At 60.5% G+C, this 16,367-nt stretch carries 19 protein-coding genes; 9 read left to right on the forward strand and 10 right to left on the reverse strand.

All coding sequences use genetic code 11. The features are described from left to right. Positions 1-13 precede the first annotated feature (13 nt). A complete protein-coding gene (locus JH25_RS04280) occupies positions 14-1,360 on the reverse strand; it encodes an NCS2 family permease (RefSeq protein WP_032880123.1) in 1,347 nt (448 codons plus the stop codon). Positions 1,361-1,667: 307 nt separating this feature from the next. Between JH25_RS04280 and JH25_RS04275 the strand changes: the two genes are divergently transcribed. Further along, entirely contained in the window at positions 1,668-2,270 is a 603-nt protein-coding gene (locus tag JH25_RS04275; RefSeq protein ID WP_032880125.1) for a glutathione S-transferase family protein, read from the forward strand. A gap of 8 nt (positions 2,271-2,278) precedes the next feature. On the opposite strand, the gene JH25_RS04270 is transcribed toward JH25_RS04275, so the two are convergent. Further along, a complete protein-coding gene (locus JH25_RS04270; RefSeq protein ID WP_032880126.1) occupies positions 2,279-3,175 on the reverse strand; it encodes a LysR family transcriptional regulator in 897 nt (298 codons plus the stop codon). Positions 3,176-3,286: 111 nt separating this feature from the next. On the opposite strand from JH25_RS04270, the gene JH25_RS04265 reads away from it, so the two are divergent. The 3 genes from JH25_RS04265 to JH25_RS04255 are packed head-to-tail and all read left to right on the forward strand — an operon-like array spanning position 3,287 to position 6,223. Beyond that, positions 3,287-4,579 carry a CitMHS family transporter gene (locus tag JH25_RS04265; RefSeq protein ID WP_032880128.1) on the forward strand — a complete coding sequence of 431 codons (1,293 nt, stop codon included), beginning with the start codon at positions 3,287-3,289 and terminating at the stop codon, positions 4,577-4,579. 1 nt (position 4,580) lies between these two features. Beyond that, the gene (locus JH25_RS04260; protein ID WP_032880130.1) at positions 4,581-5,906 is read left to right on the forward strand and encodes an acyclic terpene utilization AtuA family protein; all 1,326 of its coding nucleotides are present in this window, start codon (positions 4,581-4,583) and stop codon (positions 5,904-5,906) included. Continuing rightward, positions 5,903-6,223 (forward strand): AtuA-related protein, encoded by a 321-nt coding sequence (locus JH25_RS04255; protein WP_032880132.1) that lies wholly within the window; start codon positions 5,903-5,905, stop codon positions 6,221-6,223. The genes JH25_RS04260 and JH25_RS04255 overlap by 4 nt, the downstream gene beginning before the upstream one ends. 120 nt (positions 6,224-6,343) lie before the next feature. On the opposite strand, the gene JH25_RS04250 is transcribed toward JH25_RS04255, so the two are convergent. The 5 genes from JH25_RS04250 to JH25_RS04230 form a co-directional block, all read right to left on the reverse strand. Beyond that, complete coding sequence (locus JH25_RS04250) at positions 6,344-6,715, reverse strand: glutathione S-transferase N-terminal domain-containing protein (RefSeq protein WP_005789930.1); 372 nt, start codon at positions 6,713-6,715, stop codon at positions 6,344-6,346. Positions 6,716-6,816: 101 nt separating this feature from the next. Then, positions 6,817-7,362 carry a GTP cyclohydrolase I FolE gene (folE, locus tag JH25_RS04245; protein ID WP_005789928.1) on the reverse strand — a complete coding sequence of 182 codons (546 nt, stop codon included), beginning with the start codon at positions 7,360-7,362 and terminating at the stop codon, positions 6,817-6,819. 76 nt (positions 7,363-7,438) lie between these two features. Beyond that, positions 7,439-7,996, reverse strand: coding sequence for a Smr/MutS family protein (locus JH25_RS04240; RefSeq protein ID WP_005789925.1), 558 nt, complete (start codon positions 7,994-7,996; stop codon positions 7,439-7,441). 75 nt (positions 7,997-8,071) lie between these two features. Then, on the reverse strand, positions 8,072-8,392 hold the full coding sequence (locus JH25_RS04235; protein WP_005789923.1) for a hypothetical protein: 321 nt from the start codon (positions 8,390-8,392) through the stop codon (positions 8,072-8,074). A 136-nt stretch (positions 8,393-8,528) separates the two neighbouring features. Continuing rightward, the gene (locus JH25_RS04230; protein ID WP_032880134.1) at positions 8,529-9,119 is read right to left on the reverse strand and encodes a cysteine hydrolase family protein; all 591 of its coding nucleotides are present in this window, start codon (positions 9,117-9,119) and stop codon (positions 8,529-8,531) included. Positions 9,120-9,358: 239 nt separating this feature from the next. Between JH25_RS04230 and prmB the strand changes: the two genes are divergently transcribed. After that, positions 9,359-10,267: a 50S ribosomal protein L3 N(5)-glutamine methyltransferase gene (gene prmB, locus JH25_RS04225; protein ID WP_032880136.1), complete on the forward strand. Its 909-nt coding sequence runs from the start codon at positions 9,359-9,361 to the stop codon at positions 10,265-10,267. A 128-nt stretch (positions 10,268-10,395) separates the two neighbouring features. Here the strand turns inward: prmB and JH25_RS04220 are convergent, their stop codons facing one another. Both JH25_RS04220 and JH25_RS04215 read right to left on the reverse strand, forming a co-directional pair. Then, entirely contained in the window at positions 10,396-11,199 is an 804-nt protein-coding gene (locus tag JH25_RS04220; protein WP_005789918.1) for a hypothetical protein, read from the reverse strand. A gap of 99 nt (positions 11,200-11,298) precedes the next feature. Beyond that, the gene (locus tag JH25_RS04215) at positions 11,299-12,261 is read right to left on the reverse strand and encodes an alpha/beta hydrolase (protein ID WP_032880137.1); all 963 of its coding nucleotides are present in this window, start codon (positions 12,259-12,261) and stop codon (positions 11,299-11,301) included. 143 nt (positions 12,262-12,404) lie between these two features. Between JH25_RS04215 and aroC the strand changes: the two genes are divergently transcribed. The 4 genes from aroC (at position 12,405) to JH25_RS04195 (ending at position 15,756) form a co-directional block, all read left to right on the forward strand. Further along, complete coding sequence (gene aroC / locus JH25_RS04210; RefSeq protein ID WP_032880139.1) at positions 12,405-13,496, forward strand: chorismate synthase; 1,092 nt, start codon at positions 12,405-12,407, stop codon at positions 13,494-13,496. A gap of 90 nt (positions 13,497-13,586) precedes the next feature. Then, a complete protein-coding gene (locus JH25_RS04205) occupies positions 13,587-14,750 on the forward strand; it encodes an MFS transporter (RefSeq protein ID WP_032880141.1) in 1,164 nt (387 codons plus the stop codon). Continuing rightward, positions 14,747-15,277: a 1,2-dihydroxy-3-keto-5-methylthiopentene dioxygenase gene (locus JH25_RS04200; RefSeq protein ID WP_032880142.1), complete on the forward strand. Its 531-nt coding sequence runs from the start codon at positions 14,747-14,749 to the stop codon at positions 15,275-15,277. The genes JH25_RS04205 and JH25_RS04200 overlap by 4 nt, the downstream gene beginning before the upstream one ends. A 209-nt stretch (positions 15,278-15,486) precedes the next feature. Then, positions 15,487-15,756, forward strand: a complete 270-nt coding sequence (locus JH25_RS04195; RefSeq protein ID WP_032880144.1) for a response regulator transcription factor — start codon at positions 15,487-15,489, stop codon at positions 15,754-15,756. A gap of 58 nt (positions 15,757-15,814) precedes the next feature. On the opposite strand, the gene JH25_RS04190 is transcribed toward JH25_RS04195, so the two are convergent. Beyond that, positions 15,815-16,093, reverse strand: a complete 279-nt coding sequence (locus tag JH25_RS04190; RefSeq protein WP_003172952.1) for a DUF3509 domain-containing protein — start codon at positions 16,091-16,093, stop codon at positions 15,815-15,817. Positions 16,094-16,367: the final 274 nt, after the last annotated feature.

Genomic DNA, 16,367 nt, shown 5'->3' on the forward strand with positions numbered 1-16,367 from the left:
CATTTGCTCCTTTTTATAAAAATATGAATTTCGCAATGAAAATCGCGCACAACACCCACAGGCTGACAGAAATCTCGCGGTACTTGCCGGTGCCGGCCTTCAGCGCTACATAGGTGATAAAGCCCAGAGCGATCCCGTCGGCGACCGAGAACGTCAGCGGCATCATGATGGCCGTGACGATCGCCGGAATGCTGTCGGTAGCTTCATCCCAATTGATATGGGCCATGCTCGCCATCATCAGCATCGCTACGTAGATCAGCGCGCCAGCGGTGGCGTAGGCGGGAATCATGCCGGCCAGCGGTGCGAAGAACATCGCCGCCACGAACAGCACACCCACCGTTACAGCGGTCAACCCGGTGCGGCCACCGGCTGCCACACCTGCGGCGCTTTCCACGTAGCTGGTCACTGGCGGCACGCCAACCATGGCGCCGAACACACTGGAAGCACTGTCGGCCTTCAATGCGCGGGACAGGTTGTCGATCTTGCCGTCGGCCTTGACCAGCCCGGCCCGTTGGGCAACGCCCATCAGTGTACCGGCAGTGTCGAACATGTGTACAAAAAGAAAGGCAAATACCACGCTGATCATGCTCACATTGAACACACCCATCACGTCCATCGCCATCCAGGTCGGTGCCAGGCTCGGTGGGGTGGAGAGAATGCCGTTGTAATGCACCAGGCCCAGGCCCCAGCCGGCCAGGGTCACGGCGATGATGCTGATGAGAATTGCACCGAATACACGGTGATAACTGAGGATGGCGATCAGCAGGAAGCACACCGCCGCCAGCAGCGGGGCGGGTTCATGCAGGGAGCCGAGCTTGATCAGGGTGGCCGGGCTGTCGACGATGATGCCGGCGGTTTTCAGGCCGATCACCCCGAGGAACAGGCCCACACCTGCGCCCATGGCATGACGCAGGCTGACCGGAATACTGTTGAGCAGCCATTCTCGGATGCGTGACAGCGTCAGAATCATGAACAGTACGCCCGAGATAAACACCGCGCCGAGGGCGGTTTCCCAGTTGTAGCCCATGGTGCCGACCACGGTGTAAGTGAAAAACGCGTTCAGGCCCATACCCGGCGCCAGGCCCACCGGCCAGTTGGCGTACAGGCCCATCAACAGGCACCCCAGGGCTGCGGCGATGCAGGTGGCGACAAAGGCCGCACCGTGATCAATACCGGCGTCGGCCATGATGTTGGGATTGACGAAGATGATGTAGGCCATGGTGATGAAGGTGGTGAGGCCGGCGATCAGCTCGGTCTTCACTGTGGTGCCATGCAAGCGCAGTTTGAACAGGCGTTCCAGCCAACCGCCTTGCGGCGTGGCCTGGTCCAACGTAGGGGCTTCGGTTTTACGGCTATCCACAGCGAGTACTCCTCAATCGTTTTATTGTTATGTCCAGCGCCGGTCACATGAGTGGGCAACAGCGCTTTGAGGTACTGGCGGGTTTGTTGACCAATAGGTCAGGAACTCGCACGAAGCGAATTATGCTTTTGTATACAAATAAAGCAAATAATGTTTTCGAATGTCTGGGCGAAAGTGGATGAAAGGCTGACTCCCAGGGGGACAGGTAGATTTATTCCGCCCGCCGCCTTGAAACATTGCCGCAATACCCGCACTTTGAGGGCGCAAGCATTCGCTCGGAATGCGCAAAGCGGCATAAGGGGAGCCCATGTACAAGGTTTATGGCGATTACAAGTCGGGCAACTGCTACAAGATCAAATTGATGCTTAGCTTGTTGGGGATCCCGTTTCAGTGGATCGATATCGACATCCTCAAGGGCGACACCCAGACCCCTGAGTTCCTGGCGAAGAACCCCAACGGCAAGATCCCGGTGCTGGAGCTGGAAGACGGCACCTGCCTATGGGAGTCCAATGCGATTCTCAATTTCCTCGCCGATGGCAGCGAGTTCCTGCCCACGGAACCGCGCCTGCGCACCCAGGTATTGCAGTGGCAGTTTTTCGAGCAGTACAGCCATGAGCCTTATATAGCGGTGGCGCGGTTTATCCAGTTTTACCTGAATATGCCGCAGGACCGTCTTGAGGAATACAAGACCACCCACAAGGGCGGTTACAAGGCATTGAGAGTCATGGAGCGCCAGTTGCAAGCCACGCCGTACCTGGTGGGCGACACCTATTCGATTGCTGATATCGCGCTGTATGCCTACACCCATGTAGCCCATGAAGGCGGCTTTGATTTGGCGCCTTACCCGGCGGTGCAGGCGTGGTTGCAGCGGGTGGCCAGCCATCCCAAGCACGTGGCGATGCTGGATTGAGTTCACATTTAGAGCGATGTGCTTGTAGATAATGTGCTGTTGAGCAGTTCAAAGCAGCGCTGCGCCGCCGGGCTCAATGCCATCGCGCTGCGTGTGATCAAGCCGATCTCCCGGTTCACGCCGGGATGATCGATGTCGATTCGCTTCAATCCCTCCAGGCTGTCCGCCGCCGATTCCGGCAGCACGCTGATCCCCAACCCCTGGCGCACCAGCGCCAATACCGTCGACATGTAGTTGGCCTCCATGCCCGCATTCAGCGTCAGCCGTGTCTGGTCGAACAGTGCGTCGACCTGTTCGCGCACGCTGCTGTCACGTCCGGTAAGGATAATTGGCTGGTCGGCCAGTTGCGCCAGGGTCAGTGACCGATAGCGCGTCAGCGCATGATCCAGCGGCACAAACGCGCACAAGCGATCATTGAGCACCGGCTGAAATTGCAGGCCATGGCTCAGGCGCGCCCGTACGCCGATGCCGAAATCCACCTCGCCGTTGCGGACCTGGGCATGAATGCGATGGGCCACCAGGTCATGCAGGCGCACCTCGATCCCGGCAAAGCGCTGGCGAAACAGGCGCAAGGCCGGAGGCAGGGCGCCGGCGCAAACTGACGGCAGGGCGGCGATGGTCACCACGCCGCGACGCAAGGCTGCGAGGTCGCGTGAGCCGGTGACGATGTTGTCCAGGTCCAGCAGCAGTTTTTCCATGGGCCCGCGCGCATCCTGGCCGGCAGCGGTGATGCTCACATGGCGCGGGCTGCGGTCGAGCAGGGCGACGCCGAGCCAGTCTTCCAATTGCTGTACTTGCACGGTCAGGGCCGAAGGCGACAGGTGCAGCTCGTGGGCCGCCTTGGTGAAACTACCGGTGCGGGCCACCGCGAGGAAGGCCTGGATGTGCTGGATCGAGTTCTTCATTTTGTTTTTCCGAACGTGCTAGGCCGAATATTCCAATTTACAAAGACTAACCCGCTTCCAATACTCCGCGAAAACAATAACCGGCCCAAAACGGCCACCCTGGAGTTATCCATGCTCGCAACCCTGGGCGTCATCACCATTCTCAGCCTGCTTGTCGCTGTCATGAGCAAGCGTCTCTCGCCACTGGTGGCCCTGATCGCCTTGCCGATCATCGCCGCGCTGGTCGGTGGGTTCGGCCTGCAAACCAGTGCCTTTATCATCACCGGTATCAAGAACGTCGCCCCTGTGGTCGGCATGTTTGTGTTCGCGATCCTGTTTTTCGGGATCATGACCGATGCCGGGATGCTCGACCCCATCATTGATCGCATCCTGCGCACGGTAGGGACGCGTCCTACACGAATTGTGGTCGGCACCGCGACGCTGGCGTTGCTGGTGCACCTGGACGGCTCTGGCGCGGTGACCTTTCTGGTGACGGTGCCGGCGATGCTGCCGCTGTATACGCGGCTGGGCATTGATAAACGCATCCTCGCCTGCGTGTGTGCGATGGCCGCAGGCGTCAACTTCCTGCCCTGGACCGGCCCGGTGCTGCGTTCGTCGGCGGCGCTGCATGTGCCGGTGGCCGATCTGTTCCAGCCGTTGATCCCGGTGCAGATCGTCGGGCTGATCTTCGTCTTCGCGTGCGCCTGGTGGCTGGGCCATCGTGAAGAAAAGCGCCTCGGCCTGGGCGCCGGTTCCGGCGTGGAGGCGGTGCCGCAACGGGTGCTCAGCGACGACGATATCAAGCTGCGCCGCCCACGGTTGTTCTGGGTCAACCTGATCCTGACCGTGCTGGTGATGGTGGTGATGATTGCCGGTTGGGTCGACCCGGTGGTGATGTTCATGCTCGGCACCGTGGTTGCGCTATGCATCAACTACCCCAACGTGGACGCCCAGCGTGCGCGCATCGACGCCCATGCGAAAACCGCCCTGACCATGGCCAGTATCCTGCTCGCCGCCGGGGTGTTCACCGGCATCATGCAAGGCTCCGGCATGCTCAAGGCTATCGCCGAAGTAGCGGTGGCGCAGATTCCGGCGGGCCACGGCAAGTTGATCCCGGCGGTCGTGGGGTTCCTGTCGATGCCCCTGAGCATGTTGTTTGACCCCGACTCCTACTACTTCGGCGTGATGCCGGTGATCGCCGAAGTCGGCAAGGCGCTGGGCGTCGACCCCCTGCAAGTGGCCCAAGCCTCGTTGCTGGGCGTGCACACCACCGGTTTTCCGGTTAGCCCGCTGACGCCCGCGACCTTCCTGTTGGTGGGCCTGTGCAAGATCGAGTTGGCCGATCACCAGCGATTCACGATTCCTTTTCTGTTTGCCGCCTCGGTGTTGATGACCCTGACGGCGTTGCTCCTGGGAGTGATTTGAGATGAACACCTTGCGCATTGGCTCCGGCGCCGGCTATTCCGGTGACCGTATCGAACCTGCCGTGGAACTGGCCGAACATGGCGACCTGGATTACCTGGTCTTCGAATGCCTGGCCGAACGCACCATTGCCCTGGCACAACAGGCGCGCATCGGCGACCCGCAGGGCGGTTATGACCCGTTGCTGAGTGAACGCATGCGCCGAGTATTGCCCTGCGTGGGCCAGCCCGGCGGTCGCCGTCGCTTACGGGTGATCACCAACATGGGCGCGGCCAACCCGGTGTCGGCGGCCATTGAAGTGCGGCGCATTGCTGCCGAGCTGGGCCTGGGTCTGAAGGTTGTCGCGGTGGTGGGGGATGATGTGCTGCACGCTTTGCCTGCCGAGCAGGTGCTGGATAACGGCCAGTCTGTTGGCTCCCTTGGCGAGCGGTTGATCTCTGCGAATGCCTACCTGGGTGTTGACGGCATTCTTGAGGCGCTGCGCGCCGACGCCGATGTCGTCATCACCGGACGCGTGGCCGACCCTTCGCTGTTCCTGGCGCCGCAGATGTTCGAGTTCGGCTGGGCCTTCGATGATTGGCAACGATTGGGCCGGGGCACGTTGGTGGGGCATTTGCTGGAGTGCGCGGGGCAGGTCAGTGGCGGTTACTTCGCTGATCCCGGTTTCAAGGATGTGGAGAATCTGGCGCGCCTGGGCTTTCCCCTGGCCGAGATCGACGCCGACGGCAATGCGGTGATCACCAAGGTGGCAGGCTCCGGTGGGCGGGTCAGTCGCGCGACCTGTGCTGAACAACTGATCTATGAAGTTCACGACCCAGCAGCCTATTTGACCCCGGATGTGACGGCCGACTTTTCCCGGGTGGGGTTTGTCGAGGAGGGCGTGGACCGGGTGCGCGCTGAGGGGGCGAGCGGGCGTGCTCGGCCTGATCAACTGAAGGTCAGCGTCGGTTATCTGGACGGTTGGATCGGTGAAGGGCAGATGTCCTACGGCGGTCCCGGTGCTGTCGCACGGGCCGAGTTGGCGCGGGACGTGGTGCTCAAGCGCCTGGCGTTGATCGGCGTAAACATGCAGGACCTGCGCGCCGAATTGATCGGCATGGATTCATTGCACGGCCCGCGCAGCAGCGTCGAGCCTTGGGAAGTGCGCCTGCGGGTTGCCGCCCGTTGTGACGAGCGCAGCGACGCCGTGCGGGTTGGCAATGAAGTGGAGACCCTCTACACCAACGGCCCGGCCGGCGGCGGTGGGGCGAGCAAGAGCGTGCGTCAGGTGGTGGCGGTGGCATCGTTGCTGTTGCCCCGTGAAGCGGTCAAACCGAGGATTGAAGAATGAAACTGCACAGACTGGCTCATTCCCGCACAGGGGATAAGGGCGACACGTCAAACATCTCGATCATTGCCTATCGTGCGCAAGACTACCCATTGCTGTGCGAACAGCTGACGGCCGAGCGCGTCACGGAATTTTTCAAGGATTTGCTCGAACCGCTTGCGGCCCCGGTTCGGCGTTATGAATTGCCGAATGTGCAGGCGCTGAACTTCGTGTTGCCGGGCATCCTGCGTGGCGGCGTGACCCGCTCGCTGGCGCTGGATGCCCACGGCAAGTGCCTGGGCTCGGCACTGCTGGATCTGGACCTGACAACACCGATCTGATTTCTGTAGGAGCGAGCTTGCTCGCGAAAAACGTCAACGATAACGCGTGCTTCCTGAATAAACGCGGTGCCTGTGAGTTTTTCGCGAGCAAGCTCGCTCCTACATTGACCGTCGCGTGCTTCAGATTGCCGCGAAGCGCTTGTCCAGGTAGTCGATGATCACCTTGGAGTCGTACATCCAGGTGGTCTGGCCGTTCTCTTCGATGCGCAGGCACGGCACCTTGATCTTGCCGCCTTGTTCCAGCAGGGTCTGGCGGTCCTGCTCGTTGTTCTTTGCGTCCTTCAGGGCTACCGGCACGTTCAGGCGATGCAGGGTGCGGCGGGTCTTCACGCAAAACGGGCAGGCGTGGAATTGGTACAGCGTCAGCGCCTTGGCCGCGTCGTTCACCCGCGCCTGTTGTTCGGCGGGGCGCTGCTTTTTGCGTGGGCGGGTCAGAAAATCGCCCGCGATGATGATCTGGCCGAGGCCCACTCGAAGTGCTTTGACGAACATGGCTGTTACCTCTTGCCCATAACTGAGGGGGCGCAGCTTACCTGATTTCTGCAGGCGAAAAAAAACCGGCGATGAACGCCGGTTCTTTCCTACCCAGCCCGTTACTTGATCAGGCTGAGAAATTCGCTGCGAGTGGCCGCGTTATCGCGGAACTCACCGAGCATCACCGAGGTGATCATCGACGAATTCTGTTTTTCCACACCGCGCATCATCATGCACATGTGCTTGGCTTCGATTACCACGGCCACGCCCAGGGCGCCGGTCACTTGCAGCACCGCATCAGCGATCTGGCGGCTGAGGTTTTCCTGGATCTGCAGGCGGCGCGCATACATGTCGACGATTCGTGCAACCTTCGACAGGCCCAGCACTTTGCCGCTTGGAATGTAGGCCACATGGGCCTTGCCGATAAACGGCAGCAGATGGTGTTCGCACAACGAGTACAGCTCGATGTCCTTGACCAGCACCATTTCGCTGTTATCGGAGCTGAACAAGGCACCGTTGGTGACTTCTTCGAGCGTCTGTTCATAACCGCGGCAAAGGTACTGCATCGCCTTGGCGGCACGCTTTGGCGTGTCGAGCAGACCCTCGCGGGAGACGTCCTCGCCGAGTTGGCCGAGAATCTCTGTGTAATTCTGTTCCAGGGACATGAAACTACCTGTGGGATTTTCGCAAAGCGCAAGGTTACGGTGGCGGGCACATCGCTGCAAGCCTGACGATGGCACTTTACTCGTCGCGGCCTTCGAGCATGGTGCGCTTGAGCATCACATACACCGCACCGGCACCGCCGTGGCGGGCCTGGCAGGAAGTAAAGCCGAGCACCTGGGCATGTTGACGCAGCCAGGTGTTGACGTGGCTCTTGATCATTGGCCGCTTGCCATCCAGCCGCACAGCCTTGCCGTGGGTGACGCGCACGCAGCGGATTTCGAATTTAGTCGCTTCGGCGAGGAACGCCCACAGGGTTTCCCGGGCCTTTTCCACGTTCATGCCGTGCAGGTCGAGGCTGCCTTCGAACGGGACCTGGCCGGCCTTGAGCTTGCGCATCTGGCTTTCTTGCACACCATCTCGGGCCCACATCAGCTCATCTTCGGGGCCGACGTCAATCACGAACTGATCCGACAGGCCATCCACGGTAGTGGCGTCGCTGCGCACGGTCGCGGCCTGGCGCAGCTTGGCGATCTGTGCCCGGTCGGTCTTGGGTTTGCCGGTGTCGGCGCGGTCGTGCTTGATCGGCTTGACGCCGCGCAGCTCGTTTTTGAACAGGGAAAAATCGTCGTCTTGCATGTCAGCCTCCGCGAAGGGCGGGCAGTTTACCTAAATCGCGGCGGCCAGGGCGCAGCAAACGCTATCCAAGCGCCATCAGTCGTGCTTTTTCATCAGGTGCGAGGCGATATTCAACGACAAGGGCTGACGCATCCGCCGACGGCTGCGGCGCCATAACCATACGCCCAACCACAGCACCAGCAGGCCGATCCCCAACAGGATCGCCGAGCCGCCCGGGCTGGCATTCAGCTCGCCCAGTGCCGGCGAATGCCCAAACAGGCCGGCGCCACCAGCGCCTGCCAACAACAAGCCTATGATCGCCAGCAACGCGGCAATGCCCGCCACCAGGCGCAGACGCCAGTTGCTCGGGCCCTTGGGGCGCAAGCGACGAGCATCAAAACCATCGGATATCTTCATTCCGACCTTTCCTCCAGGGTATCGGCCCTTCGACCGGACAATACACAGGTTGTTCCGGAGGGAGGGGTAAATGCGCCAAATGAAAGGGCTTTGCGGATGAGCGGAGCAATAAACACGCCGCTCAACGCCAGAATGATCAGATCAGATCTTTAGTCAGTGCGAGGGTGGCGAAGTTGTCGGCCATGATCGCCATTTCGGTGTGCTGCACATGTTCGGCGCTCAGGATGCCGCCCTTGTAGGGCAGGTCGCGAGTGGCGCAGGCGTCTTCCACCAGGGTGCAGCGAAAGCCCAGGTTCTTGGCCGCACGCACGGTGGTGCTGACGCTGGAGTGGCTCATGAAGCCGCAGACGATCAGGTCCAGGGAGCCAAGGTCCTGCAAGTGTTTTTCCAGGCCGGTGCCGTGGAAGGCGCTCGGCAGCAGCTTGCCGATGATGGTTTCGTCACCCTCTGGCTCAAGCCCCGGAATGAATTCGCCGCGCTCGCCCTGTGGATCAAACAGACCGCCTACGGTACCCAAGTGGCGTACATGCACAATCGGGCGCCCGGCATTGCGCGCGGCGCTGACCAGTTGTTTGATATTAGCGACAGCTGCGTCCATGCCCGAGAGGGCGAGCGGGCCGCTGAGGTATTCCTTCTGGGCGTCGATGATCACGAGGGTCGCATGACTGAGGTTGGCTGCTGCGTAACCGCGACCGCTGAGTTGAAACATCGTCTTTGGAACGGACATTCTGGGGCTCCTGTGAGTGGGGCTTTTGCGACATTGTCCACTGGCTGAGCGCTTCTGTGAATCGCTACTATCGTAAGGTACGCCGTTGCTGGCGTGCAGCCATGTCAAGAGGTGGGCTTGTTTAACACAATGCGGGGCAATTGGATGAAATCCGACGTACGGCGCCAGTGTTTTCGTACATCGTCGGTACAGGTGAAGGCTGTTAGAATTGCCAGTCGTTTTTTCCAGGAGCTTGCCCCGTGATCACTTCCCGCCTGCGCACTTTGCGCGACCATATCCGTTGGGCTGTCAGCCGTTTCCATGGGGAAGACCTGTTTTTTGGCCATGGCACCGACAATGCCTGGGACGAAGCCCGGCAATTGGTGCTCGGCGCCTTGCACCTGCCGTGGGAAATTGCTGACAGCTACCTGGATTGCAACCTCGAAGAAGAGGAAATCTCCCATGTGCAGCGTTTACTGCATCGCCGTATTCACGAGCGTGTGCCCACCGCCTACCTGTTGAAAGAGGCGTGGTTCTGCGGCATGTCGTTTATTGTCGATGAGCGCGTGTTGATCCCGCGTTCACCGATTGGCGAACTGATCGAAAACCGCTTCGAACCCTGGTTGGCGCAGCCGCCGGCGCGCATCCTCGACCTGTGCACCGGCTCCGGTTGCATCGGCATTGCCTGTGCGTACGAGTTCCAGGAGGCCGAAGTGGTACTGGGTGACCTGTCCTTCGAAGCCCTTGAAGTGGCAAACCAGAATATCGAGCGCCATGGCGTCGATGAGCGGGTCTATACCGTGCAGGGCGATGGTTTTGACGGCTTGCCCGGCCAGCGATTCGACCTGATCGTGTCAAACCCACCGTATGTGGATGCCGAAGATTTTGCCGACATGCCGGATGAATACCAGCACGAGCCGGAACTGGGCCTGGCCTGTGGTGACGACGGCCTGAACCTGGTACGCCGGATGCTGGCCGAAGCGGCGGACCATCTGACCGAGAAGGGTTTGCTGATTGTCGAAGTGGGTAACAGCCAGGTGCATGTTGACGCGCTGTATCCGGAAGTCGACTTTGCCTGGCTGGACTTCCAGCGGGGTGGGCATGGGGTGTTCATGCTGACGGCTGAGCAGTGTCGCCAACACCAGGCCGTTTTCGCTGCCCGGATATAACTGCAGAAACTCGGTCAATGTGGGAGCTGGCTTGCCTGCGATAGCGGTGGGTCAGCTTGCACTTGTGCTACTGATACATCGCTATCGCAGGCAAGCCAGCTCCCACATTTTGATTGCATTTCAATCTATCAGCGGTGAGTGGCAATCCAGATCAACAACCCTGCCTGAAACACCGTAAACGCCACCAGGCACGTGATGGTAAAGCGCAGCCCGCTGTCCTCGCGCTTGAACTTGATGACTTTTTCCTCTTCCTTGCGCAGCTTCACTTCCTGTTCCGCCAGGTTCTGATCGGCCTGTTGCAGCATCTGCGCGGCTTCGAGGATCTCCACGAACTGCACCTTCTCGGTGTTCCAACTGTCCAGCACGTCGCCAACCTTGCCCGGCTGCACATTGCCTTTGAGGTGCTGCACGTCGGCATAGGCCACATCAAATCCCTGGATACGCAAAAAGTGATCACGACGCAGGCGCGTGGCTTCGTTGAGGGCGTCCTTGTTGGCCAGGTCCACGCCGTCGACGCGGTAGTGGGACCACTTCTTCTTCGCCCAGGCGGCGGCCTGAGCGACCAGGAAACGGCCGATCCCCCGGTTGGCCGGTTCGATTTCCAGGCTGTTGCCTGGGCCGAAATGCACGCGATGTTTATCGTGGTCCACCCAGATATCCAGGTGGTTCTGCTCGCGGCGTACTCGCTGGCCGGGCAGTTGAATAACCATGCGCAACAGGCTGTGGTGCTTGTCGTGGCGCTCGGCATAGCCGAACTGCACAAAGCGCAACGGCCGTGCGCCAGTGGCACGGTCGGTGGTCAGCGGAGCCAGGCGCAGCATCTTGAAGTGTTCGGCGTGGACGTCCGCCCACGGCAGGGCCGCCGCCTCGACGGCCGCGGTTGCAGTCGAGGTGTCGGCGGTAGATTCGGGTGTTGCTTCGGTGGTTGTCATGCGGCGCGATCCTGTCCAAGCCCAGCAAGCCGACAGTCTTTTTACTGTCGACTCTGGACTTATCGGCCGGTTTGCCCAGGACTGGAGGCAAATTGTCGCTTAACGGGGTTGAAGTCCGTCGATAAACGCGACGATACGCTGGCCCAGTTCCGCAGCCAGGGGCAGTTTCGGGTCATTGTAGGACGCCAGTTGCTGCTTCACGTTGTTGGGCACGATGCGCATCACGTGGTTCATGCCTTCGATAACCGTCAACTGCGCGTCGGGCTTGGCGTGTTTCAACTGCTGGGCATCCGCTACGCCGACCTGAATATCGTTGGTGCCCTGGATGATCAACGCCGGCATGTTCAGCCTGGCGAAGGCGGCCGATGGGTCGGCGCGGAACAGGCTGATCAGATAAGGCTGCACGCTTGGTCGGAAGATGCCTTCGAGTGGGCGCGGCACGTCGGCATCCACTTGGCCGGCCTTGAGGTGGTCGAGGATTTCATTGCTGCGCAACAACAGGGCAGGGGGCAAGTGATCGGCCAGTTGCTGGCGAATCACCTGGTCTACCGGGCGGGCGCTGCCCGATAGGGAAATCACCCCGGCCGGCGCCAGTTGCGGCGCGGCGAGGGCGGCTACCAGCGCGCCTTCGCTATGGCCCAGCACAATCAACGGGCCCATGCGCTTGTCGGCCTTGAGCAGCTTGCCCCAGGCCACCGCATCGGACACATAGGCGTCCAGGGTGAGGTTGCGCTCATCCGGCGTGGCGGCCAGGCTGGCGGCGACCCCGCGCTTGTCGTAGCGCACGCTGGCGATGTTATGTCGGGCAAGCACCCAGGCCAGGCGCTTGAGGCTGTCATTGCGGGCGCCGTCGGCGCTGTTGCCATTGCGGTCGGTAGGGCCGGAGCCGGCGATGATCAGCACCACCGGCACCGGTTTGTCGGACTGCGGCAACAATAATGAGCCAAACAGTTGGCCGCTGCCGGTGTCCAGGCTGATAGGGCGTTGCAGTACCACAGGGGAGGCGGCCTGGACCGCGGTGGTAAACAGGGTAAGGGTGAACAGCAGAACTCGCAGCATCATCGCGCCATCATCAGTAAGGTGCCGGTTGGACCAATGTCTACCGGTAAGGTTTCGAGGATGAACTAGTCGGTTAGCCTGCGTATACTGGCCGCCTTAAGTTATTACGGTTGACTTGATTCAACTGATTTCACGGAGCGCCCTGCATGTCCGGCAATACCTTCGGCAAGCTGTTCACTGTCACCACCGCGGGCGAAAGCCATGGCCCGGCGTTGGTCGCCATTGTCGACGGCTGCCCACCAGGCCTTGAGCTGTCCCTGGACGACCTGCAGCGTGACCTCGACCGCCGCAAGCCCGGCACCAGCCGCCACACCACCCAGCGCCAGGAGCCGGACGAAGTCGAAATCCTTTCCGGGGTGTTCGAGGGCCGCACCACCGGCTGCGCCATTGGCTTGTTGATTCGCAACACCGACCAGAAGTCCAAGGACTACTCGGCAATCAAGGATGTGTTCCGTCCGTCCCATGCCGACTACACCTACCACCATAAATACGGCGAGCGCGACTACCGTGGCGGTGGCCGCAGCTCGGCGCGTGAAACCGCCATGCGCGTGGCCGCCGGTGCCATCGCCAAGAAATACCTGGCCACCCAAGGCATCGTCATCCGTGGCTACATGAGCCAGTTGGGTCCGATTGAGATCCCGTTCAAGAACTGGGACAGCGTGCAAGACAACGCCTTCTTCTGTCCCGACCCGGACAAGGTGCCGGAGCTGGAGGCCTATATGGACCAGTTGCGCCGCGACCAGGACTCCGTCGGTGCCAAGATCACCGTGGTGGCCGAAGGCGTCAAGCCGGGCCTGGGCGAGCCGATCTTCGACCGCCTCGACGCCGAACTGGCCCACGCGCTGATGAGCATCAACGCGGTCAAAGGCGTGGAAATCGGCGCAGGCTTCGCCTGTGTTGCCCAGCGCGGAACCGAACATCGCGATGAGCTGACGCCTGAAGGTTTCCTCAGCAACAATGCGGGTGGCATCCTTGGCGGTATTTCCTCCGGCCAACCGATTGTTGCGCACCTGGCGCTCAAGGCGACCTCAAGCATTACCACACCGGGCCGTTCGATCGATGTACACGGCAACCCGGTGGACGTGATCACCAAGGGCCGTCATGACCCGTGCGTCGGCATCCGCGCCACACCGATTGCCGAAGCCATGATGGCCATCGTGTTGATGGACCACCTGCTGCGCAACCGTGGGCAAAATGCCGATGTGCGCGTGACCACGCCGGTACTGGGCCAACTGTGATCGCCGCCGGCAAGCGAGCTTGCCAGGGTGAGTGCGCTTGTTGTGGCGAGCGAGCTTGCTCGCGCCGGGCTGCGAAGCAGCCCCAATAAAATGACCCCACCGCTCCCATACTGGCGCCTTTCCAGCTTTTACCTGTTCTACTTCGCCCTGCTCGGGGCGACGGCGCCGTTCCTGGCGTTGTACTTCGATCACCTGGGCTTTTCCAGCGCGCGTATCGGCGAACTGGTGGCCATCCCCATGCTGATGCGCTGCGTGGCGCCTAACCTGTGGGGCTGGATCGGCGACTTCACCGGCCGGCGCCTGGCCATTGTGCGATTTGGCGCGGCCTGTACCCTGGCCAGTTTCTGCCTGATCTTCGTCAGTAAGACCTACGCCTGGCTGGCGATGGTCATGGCCCTGCACGCATTTTTCTGGCACGCGGTGCTGCCGCAGTTTGAGGTCATCACCCTGGCCCATCTGCACAAGCAAACCTCGCGCTACAGCCAGATCCGTCTGTGGGGTTCCATCGGCTTTATCCTCACTGTAGTGATCATGGGGCGGCTGTTCGACTGGCTGAGCCTGGATATCTACCCGGTCGTGGTGGTAGTGATCATGGCCGGCATCATCGGCGCCAGCCTGTGGGTGCCCAATGCCCAGCCTGCCAGCCATGGCAATCGCTTGGCCGGTGACGGTTTCCTCAAGCAATTGCGCAGCCCCGGGGTGCTGGCGTTCTATGCCTGCGTGGCATTGATGCAAATGAGCCATGGCCCGTATTACACCTTCCTCACCCTGCACCTGGAACACTTGGGCTACAGCCGTGGCGTGATCGGGATGTTGTGGGCCCTGGGGGTGGTGGCGGAGGTCCTGATGTTCCTGGCCATGAGCCGTATCCTGGCGCGTTTTTCGGTGCGCCGGGTGCTGCTGGCCAGCTTTGTGCTGGCGGCGCTGCGCTGGTTGCTGCTGGGCTCCTTTGCCGAATTTTTCTGGGTGTTGCTGTTGGCGCAGCTCCTGCACGCAGCCACATTCGGCAGTTTTCACGCGGCGGCGATTGCCTTTGTGCAGCGCAGCTTCGGCGACCGTCAGCAAGGCCAGGGCCAAGCCCTGTACGCTGCCTTGGCCGGTACTGGCGGTGCCCTCGGCGCCCTGTATTCCGGTTATAGCTGGAACCTGCTGGGCCCGACCCTGACGTTCAGTATCGCCAGCGTCGCTGCGCTGGCCGCCGCCATTATCATTGGCCTTCGATTGCAAGAGCCGAATCAAGGAACCGTGCAATGAGTTACGTAGCCGTTTACCACATCGCCACCGCGGACACACCCAACAAGGTGCTGACCCATTTCGACGACATCCAGTCGACCCTGGCCGAACACCGCATAGGCTTTGAACGTTGGCAGCCCAGCGTTATCGAGAAAGGCGCCAGTGACGCGCAAATGATCGCGGCGTACCGTCCACAGATCGATGCGCGCGGCTATGCCACGGCGAAGGTGATCAGCGTGATGGGCGACCATCCCCAGAAGCACGAATTGCGTGACCCCTTCCTGGTAGAGCGCACCTGCCGTGAAGATAACGCGTATTTCTTTATCGCCGGCCAAGGCCTGTTCATGCTGCATGTGGGTGATTATGTATACGGCGTGCGCGCCGAGAAAAATGACCTGTTGGTTATCCCGGCGGGTATGTCGCACTGGCTCGACATCGGCGAGAACCCGCACTTGGTGGCGCTGCGTTTGTTCAACACCGCCCAGGGCGAGGTGCCGACGTTCAGCGCAGATAACATTGCCGCGCGTTTTCCAGGGCTGGACGACTAAGCATAAATATCTAAATGTTCAACCCGGGCAAGTTGGAACTTGTTGTGGGAAAACGCCTGAATATTCGTAGGGCGAAGCTGTTTGTTCTGTGTTGTACGCTTTCACTCCGCTGGTTATGTAACTCTCTGTGCGGCGCCAATGTTTATGTCATCTGTCAATAGGAGGAGTCCGAAAGGCGGTGCCGCATCAGCAGATATAAGGAGAGAGTGATGAGCAGCCCAGAGCAGACGTGTGCCCCCATCGATAGCGTGCCGACGGCTATCAGAAAACGCCTGAACTTGTCCGGCAAGCCCCTGACCCCGACGGAGCTGGAAATCCTGCGGTGGGCTTCCGAGGGCAAGACCATCTGGGAGATCAGCCAGATTCGCGGCACCTCCGAAGCGGCGGTGAAGTTTCATCTGCGCAATATCTACGGCAAGCTGGACGTGACCAACCGGGTACAGGCGAAAAACGAAGCCACTCGCCAAGGCTTGTGCTGAAGGCACAAAAAAGGGCCGCGACGCTCAACGGCGTCGCGGCCCTTTTCATGTCTGTCGCTTATGCCGAATGGTAGGTCGGCAGCGCAAAGCGGTTCTGGCTTTGCAGCATGGAAATCTGCGGCAGCTCGCTGGCTTGTTCGGCCAGGTCACGGCGAATGGCGCTGATCACCCAGGTCAATTGATCGGCGGTGTGCAATTGCTGGTACGAGATCGAGCGCTTGACCTGTTTGCCTTCGCTGTTGCGCAGGGTCAACAGGATCCCACCGTCAGGACGTGGCTGGGTGGTGACGTCGTAGTTGGAGAATACCGAAGCGAATTTATCTTGGATCAGGCTCATGTCTATCAGCTCCATTGGCTCAAGTTGGCAAGCATGGAGTGATAGGTGCAGTGATTGTGCCAGTATTGCTTAAAGAAAAAAGTCTTTAAAAATCAGATACTTATAAAATAATCGAATTTTCATTTTCGTGCAATTTGCATGAAAGGCCATCGTGCATCCTGCATTTTGCGTTATTTAGTCGGCGCCTTTGCGAAGGTGTCGGGCTTGCCTTACAGCTATTGACCGCCTTTTTTGCCGGAAAATTCCGTTGCCTGCGGCGACTGCCCTTTGGGAT

It is taken from the genome of Pseudomonas sp. BRG-100, assembly GCF_000737955.1.
Classification (GTDB): domain Bacteria; phylum Pseudomonadota; class Gammaproteobacteria; order Pseudomonadales; family Pseudomonadaceae; genus Aquipseudomonas; species Aquipseudomonas synxantha_A.

Coding starts and splice junctions, on each gene's coding strand:
- aroC (WP_032880139.1), top strand. CDS start 12,405: ATGTCCGGCAATACCTTCGGCAAGCTGTTCACTGTCACCACCGCGGGC.
- JH25_RS04270 (WP_032880126.1), bottom strand. CDS start 3,175: ATGAAGAACTCGATCCAGCACATCCAGGCCTTCCTCGCGGTGGCCCGC.
- folE (WP_005789928.1), bottom strand. CDS start 7,362: ATGTCCCTGGAACAGAATTACACAGAGATTCTCGGCCAACTCGGCGAG.
- JH25_RS04250 (WP_005789930.1), bottom strand. CDS start 6,715: ATGTTCGTCAAAGCACTTCGAGTGGGCCTCGGCCAGATCATCATCGCG.
- JH25_RS04265 (WP_032880128.1), top strand. CDS start 3,287: ATGCTCGCAACCCTGGGCGTCATCACCATTCTCAGCCTGCTTGTCGCT.
- JH25_RS04220 (WP_005789918.1), bottom strand. CDS start 11,199: ATGACAACCACCGAAGCAACACCCGAATCTACCGCCGACACCTCGACT.
- JH25_RS04195 (WP_032880144.1), top strand. CDS start 15,487: ATGAGCAGCCCAGAGCAGACGTGTGCCCCCATCGATAGCGTGCCGACG.
- JH25_RS04200 (WP_032880142.1), top strand. CDS start 14,747: ATGAGTTACGTAGCCGTTTACCACATCGCCACCGCGGACACACCCAAC.
- JH25_RS04240 (WP_005789925.1), bottom strand. CDS start 7,996: ATGCAAGACGACGATTTTTCCCTGTTCAAAAACGAGCTGCGCGGCGTC.
- JH25_RS04190 (WP_003172952.1), bottom strand. CDS start 16,093: ATGAGCCTGATCCAAGATAAATTCGCTTCGGTATTCTCCAACTACGAC.
- JH25_RS04255 (WP_032880132.1), top strand. CDS start 5,903: ATGAAACTGCACAGACTGGCTCATTCCCGCACAGGGGATAAGGGCGAC.
- JH25_RS04205 (WP_032880141.1), top strand. CDS start 13,587: ATGACCCCACCGCTCCCATACTGGCGCCTTTCCAGCTTTTACCTGTTC.
- JH25_RS04260 (WP_032880130.1), top strand. CDS start 4,581: ATGAACACCTTGCGCATTGGCTCCGGCGCCGGCTATTCCGGTGACCGT.
- JH25_RS04275 (WP_032880125.1), top strand. CDS start 1,668: ATGTACAAGGTTTATGGCGATTACAAGTCGGGCAACTGCTACAAGATC.
- JH25_RS04235 (WP_005789923.1), bottom strand. CDS start 8,392: ATGAAGATATCCGATGGTTTTGATGCTCGTCGCTTGCGCCCCAAGGGC.
- JH25_RS04230 (WP_032880134.1), bottom strand. CDS start 9,119: ATGTCCGTTCCAAAGACGATGTTTCAACTCAGCGGTCGCGGTTACGCA.
- JH25_RS04215 (WP_032880137.1), bottom strand. CDS start 12,261: ATGATGCTGCGAGTTCTGCTGTTCACCCTTACCCTGTTTACCACCGCG.